General features: G+C 59.0%; 19 protein-coding genes. 10 read left to right on the top strand and 9 right to left on the bottom strand.

The genetic code is table 11. From position 1 onward, the window contains the following. Positions 1–620: 620 nt before the first annotated feature. Positions 621–1,205 (top strand): molybdopterin-dependent oxidoreductase, encoded by a 585-nt coding sequence (locus ABIE13_RS24570; RefSeq protein ID WP_354448441.1) that lies wholly within the window; start codon positions 621–623, stop codon positions 1,203–1,205. Positions 1,206–1,208: 3 nt separating this feature from the next. Here ABIE13_RS24570 and ABIE13_RS24565 read toward each other — a convergent pair whose 3' ends face one another. Then, positions 1,209–1,541: a DciA family protein gene (locus tag ABIE13_RS24565; protein WP_354448439.1), complete on the bottom strand. Its 333-nt coding sequence runs from the start codon at positions 1,539–1,541 to the stop codon at positions 1,209–1,211. A gap of 274 nt (positions 1,542–1,815) precedes the next feature. Here ABIE13_RS24565 and secA point away from each other — a divergent pair, with 274 nt between their 5' ends. The 4 genes from secA to ABIE13_RS24545 all read left to right on the top strand — a co-directional run bounded on the left by secA (position 1,816) and on the right by ABIE13_RS24545 (position 7,360). Continuing rightward, entirely contained in the window at positions 1,816–4,581 is a 2,766-nt protein-coding gene (gene secA / locus ABIE13_RS24560; RefSeq protein ID WP_354448437.1) for a preprotein translocase subunit SecA, read from the top strand. Between the two features lie 27 nt (positions 4,582–4,608). After that, positions 4,609–5,844 (top strand): bifunctional glutamate N-acetyltransferase/amino-acid acetyltransferase ArgJ, encoded by a 1,236-nt coding sequence (gene argJ, locus ABIE13_RS24555; RefSeq protein WP_354448435.1) that lies wholly within the window; start codon positions 4,609–4,611, stop codon positions 5,842–5,844. 179 nt (positions 5,845–6,023) lie between these two features. Further along, positions 6,024–6,902 carry an ATP-binding protein gene (locus ABIE13_RS24550; protein WP_354448433.1) on the top strand — a complete coding sequence of 293 codons (879 nt, stop codon included), beginning with the start codon at positions 6,024–6,026 and terminating at the stop codon, positions 6,900–6,902. Then, on the top strand, positions 6,899–7,360 hold the full coding sequence (locus tag ABIE13_RS24545; RefSeq protein ID WP_354448431.1) for an NUDIX domain-containing protein: 462 nt from the start codon (positions 6,899–6,901) through the stop codon (positions 7,358–7,360). The genes ABIE13_RS24550 and ABIE13_RS24545 overlap by 4 nt, the downstream gene beginning before the upstream one ends. A gap of 207 nt (positions 7,361–7,567) precedes the next feature. Here ABIE13_RS24545 and ABIE13_RS24540 read toward each other — a convergent pair whose 3' ends face one another. The 6 genes from ABIE13_RS24540 to pilB form a co-directional block, all read right to left on the bottom strand. Beyond that, positions 7,568–7,798 carry a DNA gyrase inhibitor YacG gene (locus ABIE13_RS24540; RefSeq protein ID WP_354448429.1) on the bottom strand — a complete coding sequence of 77 codons (231 nt, stop codon included), beginning with the start codon at positions 7,796–7,798 and terminating at the stop codon, positions 7,568–7,570. Beyond that, entirely contained in the window at positions 7,795–8,550 is a 756-nt protein-coding gene (gene zapD, locus ABIE13_RS24535; protein WP_354448427.1) for a cell division protein ZapD, read from the bottom strand. Before zapD ends, ABIE13_RS24540 begins: the two co-directional genes overlap by 4 nt. 29 nt (positions 8,551–8,579) lie before the next feature. After that, on the bottom strand, positions 8,580–9,194 hold the full coding sequence (coaE, locus tag ABIE13_RS24530; RefSeq protein WP_354448425.1) for a dephospho-CoA kinase: 615 nt from the start codon (positions 9,192–9,194) through the stop codon (positions 8,580–8,582). 213 nt (positions 9,195–9,407) lie between these two features. Further along, positions 9,408–10,253, bottom strand: coding sequence for a prepilin peptidase (locus ABIE13_RS24525; protein WP_354448423.1), 846 nt, complete (start codon positions 10,251–10,253; stop codon positions 9,408–9,410). After that, the gene (locus ABIE13_RS24520) at positions 10,253–11,476 is read right to left on the bottom strand and encodes a type II secretion system F family protein (RefSeq protein WP_354448421.1); all 1,224 of its coding nucleotides are present in this window, start codon (positions 11,474–11,476) and stop codon (positions 10,253–10,255) included. The genes ABIE13_RS24525 and ABIE13_RS24520 overlap by 1 nt, the downstream gene beginning before the upstream one ends. Before the next feature lie 26 nt (positions 11,477–11,502). Then, positions 11,503–13,236 carry a type IV-A pilus assembly ATPase PilB gene (gene pilB / locus ABIE13_RS24515; protein ID WP_354448419.1) on the bottom strand — a complete coding sequence of 578 codons (1,734 nt, stop codon included), beginning with the start codon at positions 13,234–13,236 and terminating at the stop codon, positions 11,503–11,505. Between the two features lie 293 nt (positions 13,237–13,529). Between pilB and ABIE13_RS24510 the strand changes: the two genes are divergently transcribed. Further along, complete coding sequence (locus tag ABIE13_RS24510; RefSeq protein ID WP_354448417.1) at positions 13,530–14,570, top strand: metal-dependent hydrolase; 1,041 nt, start codon at positions 13,530–13,532, stop codon at positions 14,568–14,570. Here ABIE13_RS24510 and ABIE13_RS24505 read toward each other — a convergent pair. Then, on the bottom strand, positions 14,567–15,112 hold the full coding sequence (locus tag ABIE13_RS24505) for a hypothetical protein (RefSeq protein WP_354448415.1): 546 nt from the start codon (positions 15,110–15,112) through the stop codon (positions 14,567–14,569). The genes ABIE13_RS24510 and ABIE13_RS24505 overlap by 4 nt on opposite strands. 219 nt (positions 15,113–15,331) lie before the next feature. Beyond that, on the bottom strand, positions 15,332–16,261 hold the full coding sequence (locus tag ABIE13_RS24500; protein ID WP_436278480.1) for a polyprenyl synthetase family protein: 930 nt from the start codon (positions 16,259–16,261) through the stop codon (positions 15,332–15,334). Between the two features lie 317 nt (positions 16,262–16,578). On the opposite strand from ABIE13_RS24500, the gene rplU reads away from it, so the two are divergent. From rplU to proB, 4 genes are all read left to right on the top strand, one after another. Beyond that, a complete protein-coding gene (gene rplU, locus ABIE13_RS24495) occupies positions 16,579–16,908 on the top strand; it encodes a 50S ribosomal protein L21 (RefSeq protein WP_354448411.1) in 330 nt (109 codons plus the stop codon). A 6-nt stretch (positions 16,909–16,914) separates the two neighbouring features. Continuing rightward, complete coding sequence (gene rpmA, locus ABIE13_RS24490; protein ID WP_354448409.1) at positions 16,915–17,175, top strand: 50S ribosomal protein L27; 261 nt, start codon at positions 16,915–16,917, stop codon at positions 17,173–17,175. 204 nt (positions 17,176–17,379) lie between these two features. Next, entirely contained in the window at positions 17,380–18,435 is a 1,056-nt protein-coding gene (gene cgtA / locus ABIE13_RS24485) for an Obg family GTPase CgtA (protein WP_354448407.1), read from the top strand. An 824-nt stretch (positions 18,436–19,259) separates the two neighbouring features. After that, positions 19,260–20,420, top strand: coding sequence for a glutamate 5-kinase (proB, locus tag ABIE13_RS24480; RefSeq protein ID WP_354448405.1), 1,161 nt, complete (start codon positions 19,260–19,262; stop codon positions 20,418–20,420). The last annotated feature ends 164 nt before the right edge of the window (positions 20,421–20,584 follow it).

The following is a 20,584-nucleotide window of genomic DNA, read 5'->3' as shown; positions in this document are numbered from 1 at the left end:
CTGAGTCGCTGACGCGCCTCCCCCCCCTGGGGGGGGGACGCAGCCAGCGGCCTGGCATAGCCAGCTCCGCGGCTACACCCGCGTGGCCTGCTCCGCGGCCTTTTGATTTTGGCTCCCTCTCCCGCAAGCGGGAGAGGGAGTAAAACCGTTCGCTTGCGACTGATGCGTGTAGGGCCGAGCGCAGCGATGGCCCGAGTGGGTTTCCACCCCCTGTGGCCGTGCTGAGGAGCGCAAAGCGAGAGGCGGGCAAGGGCACTGCAAGATGCCCTTGCTTCAAGATCTAGCTTGCTGCGGATGTCTGAGCGGCGTGAACGAAGTGAACAAAGCGAGTTCCGCAGCGCCGCCGCTCGATTGAGCACCGGAGGGTGCCCGGAGCGAAGCGCAGGGGCACGGACTTGGGGCCGCCTTTTCTTGCGCCAGGTTCTTTTGGCGGAGCACCGGAGCGCCGGCCGAAAGAAGGTGGCTGCGCTGCCGGGCGCACTCCCCGGCCTCCGACCTAGGTTCAAGAGCAGAACCTAACTATCCCCCCCACCCCCAATCAAATCCAAAAATAAATAGTCCAAAGTTGACCCCATCCTCCACCCGATCAAAAATCCCGCGTCACACAAGGAGCAGAGGACATGAGCAACAAACGACAATTTCTAGCTGCCAGCACCCTGGCGGCCCTGAGCGGAACCGTAGCGGCAGCACCCAAGCCTGTCGTCAGCCCAGGCCCAGGCCTTCTAACCATCACCGGCTCCATCCGCAACACCAACCGCGGCCCCATCGACAAGGCACTCGATCAGATGATGGTCAAGCAACAGCAAAGCTTCACCAAGGCCCATGTCTTCGATTTTGCAGGCCTCACCAAGCTTCCAGCTCGTACCATGGCCCCCACACTCGAATACGACAGCAAGCCCCATACCTTGCGCGGCCCCCTGCTGACCGAAGTGCTTCGTGCAACCGGTGCGCCAGAAGATGCCGCCACCCGCCTGGCGATGCGGGCCATCGATGGCTACACCGTAGAGATTTCTCTGGGTGAGGCTCGTAGCCTGGGATTGATCGTGGCCACCCACCTTGATGGCAAACCCATGGCCTTGGGCGGCTTGGGGCCCCTATGGGCCGTACTGGATGCCGACCGAATTCCCGAGCTGGCCTCCAAGCCGGTGACCGAGCGTTTTGCCAAATGCCCGTGGGGGCTCTATCACGTAGCGGTGGGTGCTTGATCCTCAGCGCCTGAAGCCAGGTTGCCCCGTCGTGGTGATGATCTTGATTCGGAGCTTTTCCACAGGGTGACCCCTGGCCTGCAGCACCTCGAGCAAGGAGGGCGTCATCTGGCGCAGCTTGGCCGCTGCTGCACTATTGGGAACAAGTAAGCACCAACTACCTTCCTCAAGCGCCCCGGCTTGAACAGCGGCTTGAAGCAGTTTGGGCATCAGCGGCCGGATCAGCGCCAATCGGACGGCAGATTGACTGGCCAAATGGCTCAGATGGGACAGAGTCGGCGCGCCCTCTACCGCCTGAAGCAGGGAAACGGATGTGGAGCGGCGGTAGGTTTGCATGGGTACTTCTTCAGGGCTGACACTGTGCTAGCGCGCTAAATTCACGCCCACGGATTGAACGAGAATTATCCTCCTAGCCGGGTTTCTTATTGCGCAGGTAAAATGTTTGGTTACTCGCGCGAGCGAAGGGGCTGCCAGTTTCACAAGCTTGCAATGCAGGATCTGCGTTTCTGACTTGTATTCAAGCTGGCCGCCCTCAGTTTCCGTATTCATTTCTGACGTCTTAGGGGTTTTGGTCGCCTGTCGTTTTAACGCGCATGGCGGCCGCGCACGCATGGCCACCAATTTCCTCACCAAGATCTTTGGCAGTCGCAACGACCGTCTGCTCAAACAGTTCCGCAAAACTGCGGCCCGCATCAATGCCCTCGAACCTGATTTCGAGAAGCTGAGCGATGACGATCTGCGTGCCAAGACGCAGGAGTTCAAAGACAGGCACCAAAAGGGCGAAACCCTGGATCAACTGCTGCCTGAAGCCTTTGCCCTGGTGCGCGAAGGCTCCAAGCGCGTGATGAAAATGCGCCATTTCGATGCGCAGCTCATTGGCGGCATGGCGCTGCATGAGGGCAAAATCGCTGAGATGCGCACCGGCGAGGGCAAGACGCTCACCGCCACCTTGCCCGTCTATCTCAATGCGCTTGCTGGCAAGGGCGTGCATGTGGTCACAGTCAACGACTATCTGGCCAACCGTGATGCCCAGTGGATGGGCCGACTCTACTCATTCGTCGGTCTTTCGGTGGGCGTGAACTTGCCGCAAATGTCCCGCGAGGAAAAGCAGGCCGCTTACGCCGCAGACATCACTTACGGTACCAATAACGAGTACGGCTTCGACTATCTGCGCGACAACATGGTGTACGAGCCGGTTGAACGCGTTCAGCGCAAGCTCAACTACGCCATTGTCGATGAGGTCGATTCCATCCTGATTGACGAGGCCCGCACGCCTTTGATCATCAGCGGACAGGCGGAGGACCACACGGCCACCTATGTGTCCATCAACAAGGTCATTCCTGCCCTGACGCGCCAGGAGGGCGAAGCTGATCCCCGCACCGGCCTTGGCGTCACCAAACCTGGTGATTTCACAGTAGATGAAAAAGCCCATCAGGTCTACCTCACAGAGCAAGGCCACGAGACCGCTGAGCGTGTTCTCGCTGAGCAAGGCCTGATCGCTCCGGGTGCCAGCCTCTACGACCCATCCAACATTTCGCTCATGCATCATCTTTATGCAGCGCTGCGGGCCAACCACCTCTACCACCGCGATCAGCACTATGTCGTTCAGCAGGGCGAGCGTGGGCCAGAGATCGTGATTGTGGATGAGTTCACTGGTCGTCTGATGAGCGGCCGCCGCTGGAGCGATGGCTTGCACCAGGCCGTGGAAGCCAAAGAAGGCGTGCAGATTCAGGCTGAAAACCAGACGCTCGCCTCCATCACCTTCCAGAACTATTTCCGCCTGTACACCAAGCTGTCCGGGATGACGGGCACGGCAGACACCGAAGCGTACGAATTCCAGGAAATCTATGGCCTGGAAACGGTGGTTATTCCTCCCAACAAACCCAGCCGACGTGACGACCAACTGGATCGGGTCTACAAGACCACCCAGGAGAAATACGCTGCGGCCATTGCCGATATCCGGGAATGCCACGAAAGGGGACAGCCAGTCCTGGTGGGCACGACTTCGATCGAAAACTCGGAAATCATCGACGAGTTGCTCAACAAGGAAAAGCTTCCCCATCAGGTCCTCAACGCCAAGCAACACGCACGGGAAGCCGACATCGTGGCCCAGGCCGGTCGGGCCAAGATGATCACCATCGCCACCAACATGGCAGGCCGCGGTACGGACATCGTGCTGGGCGGTAATATCGAAAAAGCCATTGAAGCGCTGGATGCTGACCCGTCTCTGGACGAAGCAGGCCGCAAGACCATGGCCGCGAAACTGCGCGAGCAATGGCAGGCGGACCATGAAGCCGTGAAGGCGCTGGGTGGTCTGCGCATCATTGCCACTGAACGGCATGAAAGCCGCCGAATCGACAACCAGTTGCGTGGCCGTTCTGGCCGCCAGGGCGACCCCGGTTCGTCACGCTTTTATCTGAGCCTGGATGACTCGCTCATGCGCATCTTTGCGGGTGACCGCGTGCGCGCCATCATGGACAGGCTGAAGATGCCTGAAGGCGAAGCCATTGAAGCCGGCATCGTCACGCGCAGCATCGAGAGCGCTCAGCGCAAGGTCGAGGCTCGCAACTTTGACGTTCGCAAGCAGCTGCTTGAGTATGACGATGTGGCGAACGATCAGCGCAAAGTCATCTACCAGCAGCGAAACGAGATTCTGGATTCATCCCAACTGGATGCACAGATCGAGTCCTTGCGCCAGGGTTGTTTCACAGATCTGGTTCGTCAGTATGTTCCTGCAGAATCCGTCGAAGAGCAGTGGGATATCCCTGGTCTCGAAAGAATTCTGGCCGACGAATGGCACATCGATTTGTCCCTGCAAAAGGAAATCGAATCCTCCAGCGCCATGACCGATGAGGAAATCCTGGAAAAGGTGCTCCACGCGGCAGATGAAGCTTATGCAGCCAAGCTGGAGCTGGTCGGTGTGGAGAATTTCCGTCCGTTTGAGCGTGCTGTGCTGCTGCAGAACATCGACAGCCACTGGCGGGAGCATTTGAGCGCGCTGGACTATCTGCGCCAGGGCATCCACCTTCGCGGTTATGCGCAGAAGCAGCCTAAGCAGGAGTACAAGCGAGAGGCTTTCGCGCTATTCGGACAGATGCTGGACATCGTCAAGGACGAAGTGACACGCACCCTGATGACTGTGAAGATTCAGTCCGGCGAGCAGATTGAAGAAGCGGCTGAGAGCCTGGAGCAACGAGCTGAGAAATTCAGCAACGTGACCTACACCGCTCCTACCGAAACAGGTGAAGCGCAGACTGTGCCCGCCTCTGCGCTGGCCTTGGGTCTGGAAGACGAAGTACCTCGTGTGGGCCGCAACGAGCCTTGCCCTTGCGGTAGCGGTAAGAAATACAAGCAGTGCCACGGCGCCTTGAGCTGAACCACCGCCCACTTCAGAAAGCCAAGCATGCCTGTTAATCTCACGGCCCCTGATCCTTCCAGTTTGTTCCCTGTCGCTGGCGTGCAAATAGGCATTGCTGAAGCTGGAGTACGCAAGGTTGGCAGGAAAGACCTTACGGTGTTCCTGATTGATGAAGGTGCCAGCATTGGCGGCGTCTTCACCACCAACCGCTTTTGCGCGGCACCAGTTCAAGTGTGCCGTGAGCATCTTGAAAGCCAGAAGACCGCTCCCGTCCGTGCCATTGTGGTCAACACCGGAAACGCCAATGCAGGTACCGGCGAGGACGGCCTGGCAAGGGCCCGGCAGACCTGCGCTGCCTTGGCTGAGTTGCTCAAACTCAAGCCTGAACAAGTGTTGCCGTTTTCCACCGGCGTCATCATGGAGCCGCTTCCGGTAGATCGCATCATCGCTGGCCTGCCTGCGGCATTGGCAGACGCGCGGGCCAATCATTGGGCACGTGCCGCTGAGGCCATCATGACCACCGATACCTTGCCCAAGGCCTACAGCGCCAAGGCGATGGTGGGCGGTGCCGAGATCAGCGTAACCGGTATCAGCAAAGGCGCCGGCATGATTCGCCCGAACATGGCGACCATGCTGGGATTCATGGCCACAGACGCACGTGTCGACCCGGCCATCATGCAGCAGTTGTCGTACGAACTCGCCGAAGGTTCATTCAATCGCGTCACGATCGACGGCGACACGTCCACCAACGACTCTTTCATCGTAGTAGCCACCAATCGAGCCGATCACGCACCAGTGACTTCGCTGGATTCGGCAGACGGCCGTGCCCTCAAAGAGGCGCTGCTGGCAGTAGCCCGCCAACTGGCACAAGCCATTGTGCGGGATGGCGAGGGCGCCACCAAGTTCATTACGGTCCGTGTGGAAGGCGGCAAGACTGCGGCTGAATGCCGCCAAGTGGCCTACTCCATTGCTCATTCGCCTCTGGTCAAGACCGCGTTCTTTGCCAGCGACCCCAATCTTGGCCGAATTCTGGCGGCAGTGGGGTATGCAGGCATTGGCGATCTGGATCAGACGCTGATCGATCTGTACCTGGACGATGTGCATGTCGCCGTCAAGGGCGGGCGCAATCCCGCTTACCGAGAGGAAGACGGCCAGCGTGTCATGAAGCAATCTGAGATTACGGTGCGCGTGCTGCTCGGAAGAGGCTCGGCAAGTGACACGGTCTGGACTTGCGATTTCAGCCACGAGTACGTCAGCATCAACGCCGACTACCGGTCCTGATGGGCTGTTGACTCGCCAGCCTCTCGGCGCCGTGAGGAGGTGGGGGAGGTACTGGTAGCGCGGCTCCTATCCAGGAATTTCTGCGTTTTTTTGTGCGTGCGTTGGCGCCTTGGCTAACCTGGAGTGCCGACTCACGCTTTTGGCTTGAAGTGTCGGCGATCAAGTAGGGGTGGATTCTTATGGACTCGATGGTTTCAAAGTTGATTGATCGTCTTGATGGCCTGATCACTCGGATCGAGACGGTGTTACCCCAACCCTTGTCGGCACCGGATTGGTCTCAGTCGATTGCATGGCGCTATCGCAAGCGTTCATCGGGACATGGGTCTCTGGAGCCTGTCCGCCATGTGGCAGCCATGGCATTGGCTGACCTGAAAGAAATCGATCAGCAGAAGGAAAAAATTGAGCGCAATACGCGCCAGTTCGTGGAAGGGCGCCCAGCCAACAATGTCCTTTTGACAGGTGCCCGCGGTACAGGCAAGTCATCTCTCATCCGAGCCTGCCTGCATACCTACGCCGCACAAGGACTGCGGCTCATCGAAGTTGACAAGGGCGATTTGATCGATCTTCCCGACATTGTGGAAGTCGTCGCTGGCCTTCCTGAGAAATTCATCATCTATTGCGATGACATCAGTTTTGAAGAGGGCGATGGTTCTTACAAGGCGCTGAAATCCATGCTGGATGGCTCTGTTGCGGCCAACACACCGAACGTGCTGGTGTATGCCACCAGCAACCGCCGACACCTGCTGCCAGAGTACATGAAGGAGAATCTCAGCTACCAACACACCGAGGATGGTGAGGTGCATCCAGGTGAAGTCATAGAGGAAAAGATTTCGCTCTCAGAGCGTTTTGGCTTGTGGGTCAGCTTCTACCCCTTCAGCCAGGATGAATACCTCACCATCGTGGCCCAATGGCTGTCTTCATTGGGCGCTTCTGCACAAGAAATCGCCGCCGCGCGGCCGGAAGCGCTGGTTTGGGCGCTTGAGCGCGGTTCACGCTCAGGGCGAGTGGCCTACCAGTTCGCACGCGATTTCATCGGGCGTCGTGCGCAGCCGGCGTGAAAGAGTCTCTGATCAAGGCGGATACCCACCTGCCTCGTGCCGAAGGGGCAGATCGGCCTGTCGTGGAGGTGGGTGTAGGCGTTTTGTTCAGGCCTGACGGCTCGTTTCTGCTGACATCCCGCCCACCGGGTAAGGTGTACGAAGGCTATTGGGAGTTTCCTGGTGGCAAGCTTGAAGCAGGCGAGACGGTTGAACATGCACTGGCCCGCGAACTGCACGAAGAGCTGGGCATTCAGGTCGATCCTGGCGCCATCATCCTTTGGCGCGAACAGCTGGTGGACTATCCTCACGCTCTGGTGCGCTTGCATTTTTGCAAGCTGACCGTATGGCAGGGCGAGCTTTCCATGCGCGAAGGCCAATCGTTCGTGTGGGAGAGCCTGCCAGTGAAAGTGGAGCCTGTATTGCCAGGAGCCATTCCTGTTCTGCGCTGGCTGGAAGAGGAATCCTCACCAGGGTGAGCCGGCCCCTACTGGTACTTTGACAAACCATGACAAATACCCTTTCGGGCTGAGGTTCTATGGTTTTGGTCAAGTAGAAAGTGGCATTTGAACTCCCTAAGACTATTCGGGCTGAGCCTGTCGAAGCCTCACGCAACGCTTCGACAGGCTCAGCGTGAAAGGCGGTAGGTGGGCTGTCTTCAATGACGAAAACGTCAATAGGCCCCTTTATTGCAATGGAGCGCCCGATTCCGGTGTGCTGGCACCGTCGTCTTCCTGCACTTCCATGCGAAAGCTCTCACTGGCCCATGCCCCGAGGTCGTGCGTCTTGCAACGCTCGCTGCAAAAAGGCCTGAAGCGGTTTTCCGGCGCGTACAAGCTAGGACCACCACAAGCTGGGCAGCGGACCGTGCGAGCGTGGGACGCCGTCTGTGAAGGGGGAGGCGGAGCGTTTTTCATGCGCAAAGTGTGAGTTCAAACGGAACCTCTTCGCGTGCCGTGTGCAACTTGCCGTCAGGACCAGGTCGCATCAAACGGACGGAAACCACGAGCCGATTTCCGCTGATTTCCGGCACCAGACCCAGTGAGTCGTCAATGCGTAAGCGAAGCAATTGAAAGCTGCGGCCCTGTGGCAGCGTCTGCTGAAATTGTCCAGCGGTCGACATGACCTTCTGAGGCTTCCCGGAGTCTCGCAGAACCTGCATCAGCAGTGTCAAAGCCCTGGCCAATGGACCTAAGGTGCTGGACCACTGGTCAAGATCGGCTTTGCGGCTGGCAACGGGGCCTTGTTGCCACGAATGGTAGGCGGGCAAATCAAATTCGCAGGTGCCACCAGGAATGACCGCGCGGCTGCGGATGCTCATGAGCCATTCGTTGTCCGTCAGATCATGGCCGGGTTTGCCAATCTGTTGGCTGAACTGCGTAAACGCTGTCTCGATCTGTCCAAGAATGAAATCAAGTGAGGTTTCGGAAATGGCCGGGTTGCCGCGAAACGCCGACATGTGGGTTTTCAGTTTCTCCAGATCCTTGAGCACGTCCGATTTCAAATCGGCACGGCTGCTTACATCCATGATCTCGAAGATCGTGATTAAGGCGAAATGATGATCGAGCGCGGACTCCCGGGGCAACAGCTGGCTGAGCCGTCCGAACAAATGTTCAAGCCGGAGGTAGGTGCGAATGCGCTCGTTAAAGGGATATTCGTAAAGTATCACGCGTGTGTTGCAGGGCTGGGCTGCCACCATCATAGTCCCAAGCTGGGAAGCAGGGATTGCACGCTTTCACGCAACGCAGGAAGTGACACGCCGGCGCCGTTATAGATCACGATATCGGCCGCGCTCAGGCGGGCCTCTCGCGACGCCTGAGCATCAATGATGCGCTGCACTTCCTCTGTGCCGATCCCGCTTCGAGCCATGACGCGTTCGATCTGCGTTTCCGCCGGGCAGTCAATCACCAGCACGCGGTCAAGCTTGCCGCGCCAGCGCGCGCCAGACTCGACCAGAAGAGGTACATCGAACACCAGGCACGTCTTGCCGCTGTCTGTGGCCAGCTTGGCCTGTCGGTCCACCTCCTGGCTGACCAATGGGTGAATAATGCTCTCGAGTCTGTGCCGGGCAGAGGTGTCGCCAAAAACCAGTTGCCGCATCGCCCCGCGATCAAGCGCGCCATCTGCACCCAGCATCTGGGGCCCGAAAGTCGCCACGATGGCCGGCAGGGCCACGCCGCCTGAAGCCGTTGTGGCGCGCGAGATGGCATCCGAATCTATGACCGCAGCACCGCACTCCGCCAGCATCGTGGCTACAGTGCTTTTCCCGCTACCGATCCCGCCCGTCAGGCCGAGACGCAAAGGCTCTTTCATGTCATTTGTCCGTAACGCCGCATGAACCCTGCGGCCAATCACGCAAGTCTAAAGGCAGCGCAGGGACATTCCAGGTCGGCGTGTTGAGAACCCTCTCCCACGCGTGGGAGGGCAGGGTGAGGGTGAGCCCCGTTCTGGCACGGTCATGCTTCGCGAGAGCTCATTGCCGCTGGGAATTGGTATCCCGCGCCAAGCCCTTCCTCTCTCAGTTTCCTACCCCAGGCCAATGACCCGCAAAATACTCTGAGGCCCAAACAACATGGCCGTAATCCCCGCCATGGCGAGAAACGGGCCAAACGGCACCACGCCGCCCTCACGCAGCGAGCTGCTCAGCTTCATGCCTATGCCCACGATGGCGCCAATCACAGAAGCCATGAGGACGATGGGCACCAGGGCCTGCCAGCCAAACCAGGCCCCCAGCGCTGCAAACAGCTTGAAGTCGCCGTAGCCCATGCCTTCCTTGCCTGTGGCGAGCTTGAACCCCCAATACACCAGCCAAAGCGACAGGTATCCGGCCACAGCTCCCCACACGGAGCTGGTCACTTCAACGCCAGTCCAACCCAGGACGGAGGCGATGAGACCGCCCCAAAGCAAAGGCAGCGTAATGTCGTCGGGAAGCAAGGTGGTGTCCCAATCGATCAGCGTCAGCGCTACCAGGGCCGCTGTGAAGAGGCACCAGGCGCCTGCCGTAGGCGTCAAGCCCCAATTCCATACGCACCAGGCGAACAAACCGCCGGTCACAAGCTCTACCAGGGGGTAGCGGGCGCTGATGGGCTTGCTGCAATTCGAGCATTTCCCGCGCAAGAACAGATAGCTCAGCACGGGAATGTTTTCATACCAGCCAATCTGGTGCCCGCAGTCAGGGCAGCGCGAGCGTGGGACGACCAGGTTGAACGCTTCCTGCTCCACGACTTCCTGGCCCGACATCTCCGCATAATCCGCCGCCCATCTGCGTTCCATCATTTTGGGCAGACGGTGAATGACGACATTCAGAAAGCTGCCGACAAGCAGCCCTAACAGGCCGCCCACGGCGGCATGCAACCAACTTGGAAATTCCATCAGACGACCTGGCCCAGCTTGAATATTGGAAGGTACATGGAGATCACAATGCCGCCGATGACGGTGCCCAGGACCACGATGATGATGGGCTCCATCAAGCTGGAAAGCCCCGCGACCATCTCATCGACTTCTGCTTCATAGAAATCGGCTGCTTTACCCAGCATGTGGTCCAAGGAACCAGATTCCTCGCCGATGGCAGCCATCTGGATGACCATGCTGGGAAACAGATTGACGTTGGTCATGGCCGTTGTGAGGCTGGTGCCGGTAGAAACCTCTTGCTGGATGCTCTCCGTCGCGGTGAGATAGACCGAATTTCCGGACGCACCACCTACTGAGTCCAGCGCTTCCACCAGCGGCACGCCGGCCGCGAACATGGTCGACAAGGTGCGCGTCCAGCGAGCAACAACCGCTTTTTCTATCAAAGCGCCAAAGATGGGCACCTTCAGGAGCACACGGTCCATGAACTTCTGCATCTTTTCGCTGCGCTTCCAGGCCTGCATGAAAAAGTAGCCACCGCCGCCCAGCGCACCGAAGATGAGCCACCAATACTTGACGAAAAACTCGCTGATGGCGATGACGAGCAGGGTTGGCGCGGGAAGGTCGGCGCCGAACGATGTGAACACATCCTTGAAAGATGGGATCACAAAAATCATGATGATGGTCACCACAACGAAGGCCACCACCAGCACCGCAATGGGGTACATGAGAGCCGATTTGATCTTGGACTTGATCGCCTCGGTTTTCTCCATGTAGGTAGCCAATCGGTCGAGCAGGGATTCCAAAATACCGGCGGCCTCACCGGCTTCCACCAGATTGCAGTAGAGGCTGTTGAAGTACAGCGGATACTTGCGGAACGCGCTTGACAGAGAGGTGCCCGTTTCCACATCCATTCGGATGTCGTTCAGCAGTTTGGTCACGCTGGCGTTGGGGTTGCCGCGGCCCACGATATCGAACGCTTGCAGCAATGGCACGCCCGCCTTCATCATGGTGGCCAGCTGGCGGGTGAAGATCGCAATGTCCTTGGGCTTGATTCTCTTGCCCGAGCGCATGCGCCGCTTCTTGATCTGCGTGGCCAGGACACCCTGACGGCGCAGCACGGCCTGAACCTGCTTTTCACCCGCTGCCCGGGTCTCACCGCGCACGATCTTGCCATTGCGGTCCTTGCCTTTCCACTCGAAGACAAATTCCTTGATCTGCTTGGCACTTGCGGCTCGGGTTGCCATACGAGGTTCTTTCTAGTTATCTGTTCTTACAGGTTCGTGACCGCCTGGACCTCTTCCAGCGAGGTTACACCCAACTTGACCTTGTGCAGACCCGATAGGCGCAGCGAGCGTACTCCCTCGGTGCGTGCCTGTGAGGCAATTTCCAAGGCGTTACCGTCTCGCAAGATGACGCGCTGCATTTCTTCGGTGATAGGCATCACTTCATAGATACCCACCCGCCCCTTATAACCGTTGTTGCAACTGGCACATCCCACCGGCCTGTAAGGTGTCCAGCTACCATCCAGCTCTGACTCCTCGAAGCCGGCTTCAACAAGGGCTTCCCGCGGAATATCAATGGGTGCCTTGCAGTTGGGGCAAAGGCGCCTTGCCAGACGCTGTGCGGTAATCAGGATGACGCTGGAGGCAATATTGAAGGGCGCAATGCCCATATTGCGCAGGCGTGTCAGCGTGGTGGGGGCATCGTTGGTGTGCAGGGTCGAGAGAACCAGGTGACCCGTTTGAGCTGCCTTGATGGAGATGTCGGCGGTTTCCAGATCACGGATCTCACCGACCATGATGATGTCTGGATCCTGGCGCAGGAAAGATCTCAAGGCGGTGGCGAAGGTCAGCCCGGCTTTCTCATTGACGTTGACCTGGTTGACGCCTGGCAGGTTGATCTCGGAAGGGTCTTCCGCAGTCGCAATGTTCACTCCCGGCTTGTTCAGCAGGTTGAGACATGTATAGAGCGACACCGTCTTGCCCGAACCGGTAGGGCCCGTGACCAGAATCATGCCGTAGGGTCTTTCGATCGCTTTGAGAAGTCGGGCTTTTTCCTCTGGCTCATAGCCCAGGGCCTCGATTCCCATCTTGGCACTGCTGGAGTCCAGGATACGGATCACTATTTTCTCGCCAAACAGCGTGGGCAGGGTGCTCACCCGGAAGTCAATCACCCGGTCTGGCCCTATCTTGAGCTTCATCCGGCCGTCCTGGGGCACCCGTTTCTCGGAAATGTCCAGGCGCGAAATCACCTTGATACGCGAGGCCAGCTTGTCCTTGATGGCCACGGGGGGTGTCGCAATTTCCCTCAGTTCCCCGTCCACGCGAAAACGTACGCGGTAGTAGTGCTCAAAAGGCTCAAAATGCAGGTCAGACGCGCGCATGTTGAATGCGTCTATCAGCATCTTGTGCAGAAACTTGACGACAGGCGCATCTTCTACATCGGTCTGAGGCGCTTCCTCTTCCACAGGGACATTGGCGTCGAGCGTGGCTTCATCAAACTCGAAGTCAGAACCAACGATGCCTTCCATGGCCTGAGTGGTCGACTGGTTTTGCGCCTCAATCAGCCGCGTCAGCTTGTCGAACTCCCCGATCACCCATTCCACGCCCAGTTGCGTGGTGAATTTGATTTTTTCCGCCGCTTCGAGGTTCGAAGGATCGGCCGTGGCAATGATCAGGCGGTTATTGCGCTTTCCGAGTGCTAGCAGGCGGTAGGTCTGAGACAGCTTGCCGTCAATCAAGCCCGCTGGCAAGCGCTGCGGATCCAGCGCCTCAATGTCGATCAAAGGTGCAGAAAAGGCCGTCGACATCGTGTGTGCGAGGTCTGCGGCAGACACCGTGCCCGACTCGGTCAACTCGGCAATGAAGTTCTTGCTACTGGCCAGTGCCTTGCGATAGATGTCATCTGCCGCCTGCTGGCTCAGCTTGCCGGCCATGACCAACGCGCGCCCCAGGCCTGGAAGTGCAGCAGCTTGAATCTTGGAAATGGAGTCGACAGTGGCCATGCGTAAAGTATGTACTACTAAGTTACCCCTTCGATCATCGCCGATCATTCAATGTCTGTAAACGAAGTTACCGGGCCAAAACGAGAACTGTATTGGTGAATCAACACTTTGCGCGCGAAAGTTTCAGCTCTGGTTGCTTCGAAACCTGGTTTGTGTGAACAAATTGCATTGCAGCCGCATCCACATGGCTGGCTGTTGGCGCGATTCAAGCTGTTTCACCGTCTGGATTGACTACCGCGCCCAGGGTCCCGGGCGCCGTGAGGGGTTTTGCAGAGGCTCCTTATGCTATCGGTATGGATTCAATTACCCAAATCACCCTTGGTTCGGCTGTCGGTGTGGCCGTCATGGGCCGCCGCACCGCAGTCTGGAAGGCCGCGCTGTGGGGTGCCATTGGTGGGACCTTGCCTGATCTTGATGCTTTCATTGACCACGGTGATGCCATTCTCAATATGACGAGGCACCGGGCCGAGAGCCACTCGCTATTGGTGCTTACCTTGCTGGCACCCGCCATGGCCTGGTTGGTTTCGCGCTTGCACCGAGAGCAGGCACTGTTCAAACGATGGTGGTTGGCGCTTTGGCTGGTGCTGATCACGCACCCTCTGCTCGACACCATGACGGTCTACGGCACGCAATTGCTGCAGCCGCTCACCGATCATCCGTTCGCGATCGGCAGTGTTTTCATCATTGACCCGGCCTACACGCTCCCGTTGCTGTTCGGAGTGATAGCGGCGCTTTGCCTGAAGTCTGGTCGCGGACTGGCGTGGAACGCAGCCGGATTGGTGATCAGCACGCTCTACCTCGCCTGGAGCTTCGGCGCGCAGCAGTACGTAACGCATGTGGCGCGTGCGTCACTACAAGATCAGGGCATTGACGCGCAGGGCCTGCTCGTGACACCTGCCCCATTCAACACCGTGCTGTGGCGACTGGTAGCCACAACGCCCACGCTTTACCGAGAAGGGTATTACTCATTGCTCGACGCCGATAATCACATTGAATGGACCCTGCATGACCGTGGCGCGGCACTGATGTCGCAGCATGGCCACGACCCTTACCTGGCACGCATGGCGGCTTTTACGCACGGTTTCTACAGTGTTTCTTCAGAGAGGGACCATTTGTTCGTCACCGACTTGCGCATGGGGCAAGAGCCGAACTACACCTTCCGCTTTGACCTCGGCGCCGATGTCTCGCGGGTTCATGGCGGGCACAAGCCGTCGCTGGCCGGTTCTCGCCCCGATCTGGAACGTGCATTGCCATGGCTCTGGCGCCGTCTGTGGGGGGAGCGAGTACCGCCCATGTCTTTCGTGCCTGAGCCTGCTCGATCTCCGGTACCTTAAGGGAAAAGCACGCCACGCCCAGAATTGCGTTTGCCGTAGCGGGACCGACGACGGCTTTCCAAGGGTGATGGGCGGCGCGCCGGGCGCACTGCCAATGCGACGATGGCGATGCCACTTGCAACAATCAACGCGTCTTCAATCAAGCCGCTGCGGGATTGGCCGATGCGCTTTATTGCGCTTTTTCTGGCCTCCAGCGTGACGTAGGCGAGGGGCACAGCGGTGGCCACCGCTGTAAGGGCCCCTGGTTTTTCCTGTCCTCTAGGCGCCAGCGCCGCGCCTGCAATCCCGGCACTCAACACCCTTGCCAGCAGTCCCAGAAAGACGGTCCTGTCGGGTGCGGATTTCATTTTGTCGCCAGCCAACTCACCGATTCCCATCGCCAGTGCGCCGAACTTGAACAGGGGGCGGTCCAGAAGCGTGAGTTTTCCTGGCGTTGAATGTCCCAAAAGCCGAGCGACCGACAAAGTCGCCATCGGCGTCATGGACCGTGCACTCGCGACTGCCCCAATCAGGGCGGACCAAAGCAGGGCAGGGGTTTTCATATTCTTTCCATCAGTGTTCCAGATGGCAGAATCTTCGTGCTTCAAACGTGTGCGGGTCATGCCCGAAACACGCAATCAGGTGTAGGAGGGGGACATGAGCCGAGCCCTATCCAGCTCTCCTCATGGGTCCCCCACATCGCTCACGGAGCACCCTGCGAGTACTTACGCATCAGCTTCGTACCAATTGGTAGGGGCCCGAAAACGCTCGGGAGCGCGGTATTACGAGCGTCTCAGCAAGAGCTGGGACGCTAGCTCCAGCAGGCTGTCTGTGTATTCATTGGACGGGAGCATGCGAGCTGCGTCTATGGCTCTTTGGGCCTGATCAGCTGCCGCCGCGCGCGTGCGTTCCAGTGCGCCGGTCTGGCGTACGATTTCCGCAATGGCTGGCAAATCCTCGGTACTGCCAGTTTCAATGGCTTGGCGAACAAGGCGTGCCTGCTCTTCGGAGCCCAGGCGCATGGCCAGGATCAACGGCAGAGTGGCCTTGCCTTCTCTGAGGTCGTCGCCGAGGTTCTTGCCCATGACCTCGGCATCGCCATCGTAGTCGAGCACATCATCGATGACCTGGAAGGCTGTTCCCAGCGATTGCCCGTATTCAGCGCAAGCGGCTTCAACCTTAGGGTCCGCTCCTGCCAGCAGGGCGCCCAATCTTGCGCTGGCTTCAAACAGCTTGGCAGTCTTGGAACGGATCACGCGCAGATAACCGTCTTCGTCGAGAGCAGCGTCGTGCATGTTCATCAGCTGCAACACTTCTCCTTCAGAGATGATGTTGGTGGCATCTGCCAGGATCTGCATCACGCGCATGCTGCCTGCGTCCACCATCATCTGGAAAGCGCGGGAATAGAGAAAGTCGCCCACCAGAACGCTGGCGGGATTGCCGAATACTTCGTTGGCCGTGCTGCGACCCCGGCGAAGCGTGGATTCGTCGACCACGTCGTCGTGCAGCAAGGTGGCGGTGTGGATGAATTCGACCACTGCTGCCAGGTTGAATCGCTGTTCACTGCGGCACCCTAAGGCTCCACACACCAGCAGTAGTAGTACGGGTCGCAGACGCTTGCCCCCCGCAGAAATGATGTAGCGCGCGACTTCGCCCACCAAGGGCACGCCGGAATCGAGCCGCCGGGCAATGGTGGCGTCTACCTCGCGCATATCTGCCGCAACGAGATTCAGGGCCTGATTGGTGGTTGTGGAAGAGGCTGACAAGGGCTGAGACTGCTGGGTTTGAGAGCGCTACAACCGGCAGGTGCAGCGATCGGCATTATGACAAATGGCCTTCTCACGTGATGGTGTCTGGCTTTTGCCCGAGCCAGCCGCAGAGAGTTTCTATCCGTACCCGTTGAAAGTCCGTGGGCACCCTGACTGGCGCTCCTTGCCCATAGTTGGCGAAAACCCGAAGTACTGCTAGAATACCGGGTTCTGCCAGAAATAGGTCTGGTAGAGGCTTTTCAATTCATGAAGAGGTTCACATGTACGCGGTCATAAAAACCGGTGGCAAGCAGTATCGCGTTGTCGCTGGCGAAAAAATTAAAGTAGAACAGATTGCTGCGGATGTTGGCCAGGAAATCACCCTTGATCAGGTGCTGGCTGTCGGAAGCGGCGGCGAGTTGCAGATCGGGGCACCCCTGGTGTCCGGCGCCACAGTAACGGCTACGGTCGTTTCCCAAGGCAAGCACGACAAAGTGCGCATTTTCAAAATGCGTCGTCGTAAGCATTATCAGAAGCGCCAAGGCCATCGCCAGCTCTTCACCGAACTCGAGATCGGCGCCATCAACGGCGGCGGCAAGTCCAAGGAGTAAAGAACCATGGCACAGAAAAAAGGCGGCGGCTCAACGCGAAACGGGCGCGATTCCAAGCCCAAGATGCTGGGTGTGAAGGTGTTTGGCGGTCAGAGCATCAGCGCTGGCGCTATCATCGTCCGTCAGCGTGGTACACGCTTCCATGCTGGCACAGGTGTCGGCTTGGGCAAGGACCACACGCTCTTCGCATTGGTGGATGGCCATGTGTCATTCGCCATCAAGGGCGCTCAGAATCGGCAGACAGTGTTTGTAACACCAGCTGCCTGATCACTGACGCTCTATGCGCCGGAGCCCCGCCAAGCGGGGCTTTTGCGTTTTAGAACGTCTTCATGGTCTTTTAGGGCGCCGGAAGGGCGCCTGCGCGCCTCCGGCGCCCGGACGCCCGGCGCCAAAAAAGACCATGAACACGTTCTAAGGGCTATTTTTGTTGGGCTTCAGGCGAGAATCTCGGCTTGAAGCCAGGAGATCACCATGAAGTTCGTAGACGAAGCATTTATAGAAATCGCCGCAGGAGACGGTGGCAATGGCTGCGTTTCGTTCAGGCATGAGAAATACAAGGAGTTCGGCGGCCCCAACGGGGGTGACGGCGGACGCGGCGGCCACGTTTTTGCAGTAGCGGACCCCGCACTGAACACCCTGGTCGATTTTCGCTATTCGCGCCGGCATGAAGCCAAGCGCGGTCAGCACGGCATGGGCTCTGATATGTTCGGCGCCGCCGGCGATGACATCGTGCTGAAAATGCCGGTGGGTACGCTGGTCACCGACTCTGAAACCGGTGAGGTGCTGTACGAGCTTCTCACGCCAGGCGAGCGGATTATGATCGCCAAGGGCGGTGATGGTGGCTTTGGCAATATGCGTTTCAAGAGCGCGATCAACCGTGCGCCCCGTCAGAAGACCCCAGGCTGGCCAGGTGACAAGAAAAGCCTCAAGCTCGAATTGAAGGTGTTGGCTGATGTCGGCTTGCTGGGCATGCCCAACGCCGGAAAATCCACTTTCATTGCGGCCGTCAGCAACGCACGGCCCAAGATTGCCGACTACCCTTTCACGACATTGCACCCTAATTTAGGCGTGGTGCGTGTGGGGCCCGAGCAGAGTTTCGTGGTGGCCGACATTCCCGGTCTCATAGAAGGCGCATCCGAAGGTGCAGGTCTGGGCCACCAGTTCCTGCGCCATCTGCAGCGCACGCGCGTGCTCCTGCATCTGGTGGATTTCGCTCCCTTTGATGATGCTGACCCGGTCGCACAGGCCAAAGCCATCATTGCAGAACTGAAAAAATACGACAAGGCGCTCCATGCCAAACCGCGTTGGCTGGTGCTCAACAAGCTGGACATGGTTCCGCTGGAAGAGCGCGAAGCTCGTGTAAAGGATTTCGTCAAGCGTATGCGCTGGAAGGGCCCTGTATTCCAGATCTCGGCGCTGACCCGCGAAGGTTGCGAGCCGCTGATTCACGCCATCTACAAATATCTTCGTGCCGAGCACATGGCGGAGCAGCCACAAGAAGCGCCAGATCCACGATTTGCTGAATGAGCTCCCCCCTGAGTCGCTTGCGCGCCTTCCCCCCTGGGGGGACGCAACCAGCGGCCGGGCAAAGCCCGCTCCGCGGTCACCCCGCATGGCCTGCTCCGCGGCCTTTTGATTTGGGGCCCTCTCCCGGCCGGGGGAGAGGGCGTTGTAGACTGTCGCTTGCGACCGATACGTGTAGGGCCGAGCGCAGCAATGGCCCGAGTCGGGTATTCACCCCCTTTGGCCGTGCCGAGGAGCGCAGGGCGAGGGGTGGGCAAGAGCACTGCAAGATGCTCTTGCTTCGTGAACTAGCTTGCGGCAGCTGTTTGAGCGTATTGAGCGAAGCGAAAGCAGCGAGTTCTGCCGCACCGCCCCTGGACCGAGCACCGCAGGTTGCCCGTAGCGAAGCGCAGGGTCGCGGCCGGCATAGGCACGGACAGTGGGGCCGCCTTTTCTTGCGCCAGGTTCTTTTGGCGGACCACCGGAGCGCCGGCCGAAAGAAGGTGGCTGCGCTGCCGGGCGCACTCCCCGGCCTCCGACCTCAAGGCAAGAGCAGAAGACAAGTAATAGACACTGCACCTAAAATTACCGCCGTATGCCCTCACCGGACGGCCGGCCCCCCCACCCTCTCTCGGAGGGAGAGGGAGTGAATGCAACCGCCGCATGCCCTCACCGGATGGCCGGCCCCCCCCACCCTCTCCCAGGGGGAGAGGGAGTAAAGCAGGCGCACCTCCTCGCTCAGAGCAAGAGGGCGCTCAATACCGCCACGGTAACAACGACCAAACAACGGCTAATACCCGTTTGCGCCTCTCCGCTGCACGCGACATGCAGCCCCATGGACAACTGAAATGACTCAACAAGAAACATCAGACGTGCTGCGTAACGCACGCCGCATCGTGGTGAAAGTGGGCTCCAGCCTGGTGACCAATGACGGTCGTGGTCTGGATGAGCAGGCCATCGGAGAGTGGTGCAGGCAGATGGCCCAACTGGCTGAGGGTTCGCCGGAAGCGGGGCTCAACGGGCGGCGTGAGGTCATCATGGTGTCCAGCGGCGCGGTTGCAGAAGGCATGAAGCGGCTGGGATGGGCCAAGCGCCCTCGCGAGATCAATGAGCTCCAGGCCGCCGCGGCCGTCGGTCAAATGGGCCTGGCGCAGATGTATGAGACCAAACTTCGCGAACATGGCCTGCGCAGCGCGCAGGTGCTGCTGACGCACGCCGACCTGGCCGATCGCGAGCGCTATCTCAATGCCCGCTCCACATTGCTCACGCTATTGCAGCACCAGGTGCTGCCGGTGATCAATGAAAACGACACGGTAGTGAACGACGAAATCAAATTCGGCGACAACGACACTCTGGGGGCGCTGGTGGCCAACCTGGTCGAAGCCGATCTGCTGGTGATTCTCACCGATCAAAAGGGCCTCTACACGGCCGATCCTCGTCAGAACCCGAACGCGGAATTTGTTCATGAAGGGCGAGCGGGAGACAGGGCGCTGGAGTTGATGGCCGGTGGCGCCGGCTCTTCCATTGGCAAAGGGGGCATGCTGACCAAGATCGTGGCCGCGCGGCGTGCGGCGGGTTCAGGTGCCTCTACCGTGATCGCCTGGGGCCGCGAGCCTGACGCGCTTCTGCGCCTGGCCAGGGGCGAGCGCATTGGAACGCTGCTGGTGGCCCCCACGCAGAAGACACAGGCGCGCAAACAGTGGATGGCCGATCACTTGCAACTGCGCGGAGCGCTCAGTGTGGACACTGGGGCCGCTGCCAAGCTTCGGGGCGAAGGCAAGAGCCTGTTACCCGTGGGCATGACGGCCATAGAGGGCGTGTTTTCCCGTGGCGACGTAGTGGCCATCCGCGATGAAGCTGGGGCAGAAATCGCGCGCGGGCTCGCCAATTACTCCAGCGCAGAGGCGCGTTTGCTATGCCGCAAACCCTCTAGCCAGATCGAAGCTCTGCTGGGGTACATGGCCGAGCCGGAGATGGTTCACCGCGACAACCTGGTGCTGAGCCGCTGAAGAGGCAAAAAAATAGCGGATTCGGAGTTGCCGGGAGTGCGCCATAGGCGGAGCGCCGTCTGAAATGAGCCTGCTACCCACCGATGCACCTTCCGCCTGAGAATAAATTGCGGTAAGAACTTGCCATGGAACCGAACGCTGTTTGGAGTTACTCACATTCAGTA

Origin of the sequence: Ottowia thiooxydans, assembly GCF_040548795.1 — a bacterium.
GTDB classification, from domain to species: Bacteria; Pseudomonadota; Gammaproteobacteria; order Burkholderiales; family Burkholderiaceae_C; genus Ottowia; species Ottowia thiooxydans_A.
This window is presented reverse-complemented; position numbering and strand designations above follow the sequence as displayed.

Excerpts from the sequence above, each read along its gene's own strand:
- ABIE13_RS24570 (WP_354448441.1), top strand. The coding sequence starts at position 621 with ATGAGCAACAAACGACAATTTCTAGCTGCCAGCACCCTGGCGGCCCTG.
- ABIE13_RS24565 (WP_354448439.1), bottom strand. The coding sequence starts at position 1,541 with ATGCAAACCTACCGCCGCTCCACATCCGTTTCCCTGCTTCAGGCGGTA.
- secA (WP_354448437.1), top strand. The coding sequence starts at position 1,816 with ATGGCCACCAATTTCCTCACCAAGATCTTTGGCAGTCGCAACGACCGT.
- argJ (WP_354448435.1), top strand. The coding sequence starts at position 4,609 with ATGCCTGTTAATCTCACGGCCCCTGATCCTTCCAGTTTGTTCCCTGTC.
- ABIE13_RS24550 (WP_354448433.1), top strand. The coding sequence starts at position 6,024 with ATGGACTCGATGGTTTCAAAGTTGATTGATCGTCTTGATGGCCTGATC.
- ABIE13_RS24540 (WP_354448429.1), bottom strand. The coding sequence starts at position 7,798 with ATGAAAAACGCTCCGCCTCCCCCTTCACAGACGGCGTCCCACGCTCGC.
- coaE (WP_354448425.1), bottom strand. The coding sequence starts at position 9,194 with ATGAAAGAGCCTTTGCGTCTCGGCCTGACGGGCGGGATCGGTAGCGGG.
- ABIE13_RS24525 (WP_354448423.1), bottom strand. The coding sequence starts at position 10,253 with ATGGAATTTCCAAGTTGGTTGCATGCCGCCGTGGGCGGCCTGTTAGGG.
- ABIE13_RS24520 (WP_354448421.1), bottom strand. The coding sequence starts at position 11,476 with ATGGCAACCCGAGCCGCAAGTGCCAAGCAGATCAAGGAATTTGTCTTC.
- pilB (WP_354448419.1), bottom strand. The coding sequence starts at position 13,236 with ATGGCCACTGTCGACTCCATTTCCAAGATTCAAGCTGCTGCACTTCCA.
- ABIE13_RS24510 (WP_354448417.1), top strand. The coding sequence starts at position 13,530 with ATGGATTCAATTACCCAAATCACCCTTGGTTCGGCTGTCGGTGTGGCC.
- ABIE13_RS24505 (WP_354448415.1), bottom strand. The coding sequence starts at position 15,112 with ATGAAAACCCCTGCCCTGCTTTGGTCCGCCCTGATTGGGGCAGTCGCG.
- ABIE13_RS24500 (WP_436278480.1), bottom strand. The coding sequence starts at position 16,261 with ATGCGCGAGGTAGACGCCACCATTGCCCGGCGGCTCGATTCCGGCGTG.
- rplU (WP_354448411.1), top strand. The coding sequence starts at position 16,579 with ATGTACGCGGTCATAAAAACCGGTGGCAAGCAGTATCGCGTTGTCGCT.
- rpmA (WP_354448409.1), top strand. The coding sequence starts at position 16,915 with ATGGCACAGAAAAAAGGCGGCGGCTCAACGCGAAACGGGCGCGATTCC.
- cgtA (WP_354448407.1), top strand. The coding sequence starts at position 17,380 with ATGAAGTTCGTAGACGAAGCATTTATAGAAATCGCCGCAGGAGACGGT.
- proB (WP_354448405.1), top strand. The coding sequence starts at position 19,260 with ATGACTCAACAAGAAACATCAGACGTGCTGCGTAACGCACGCCGCATC.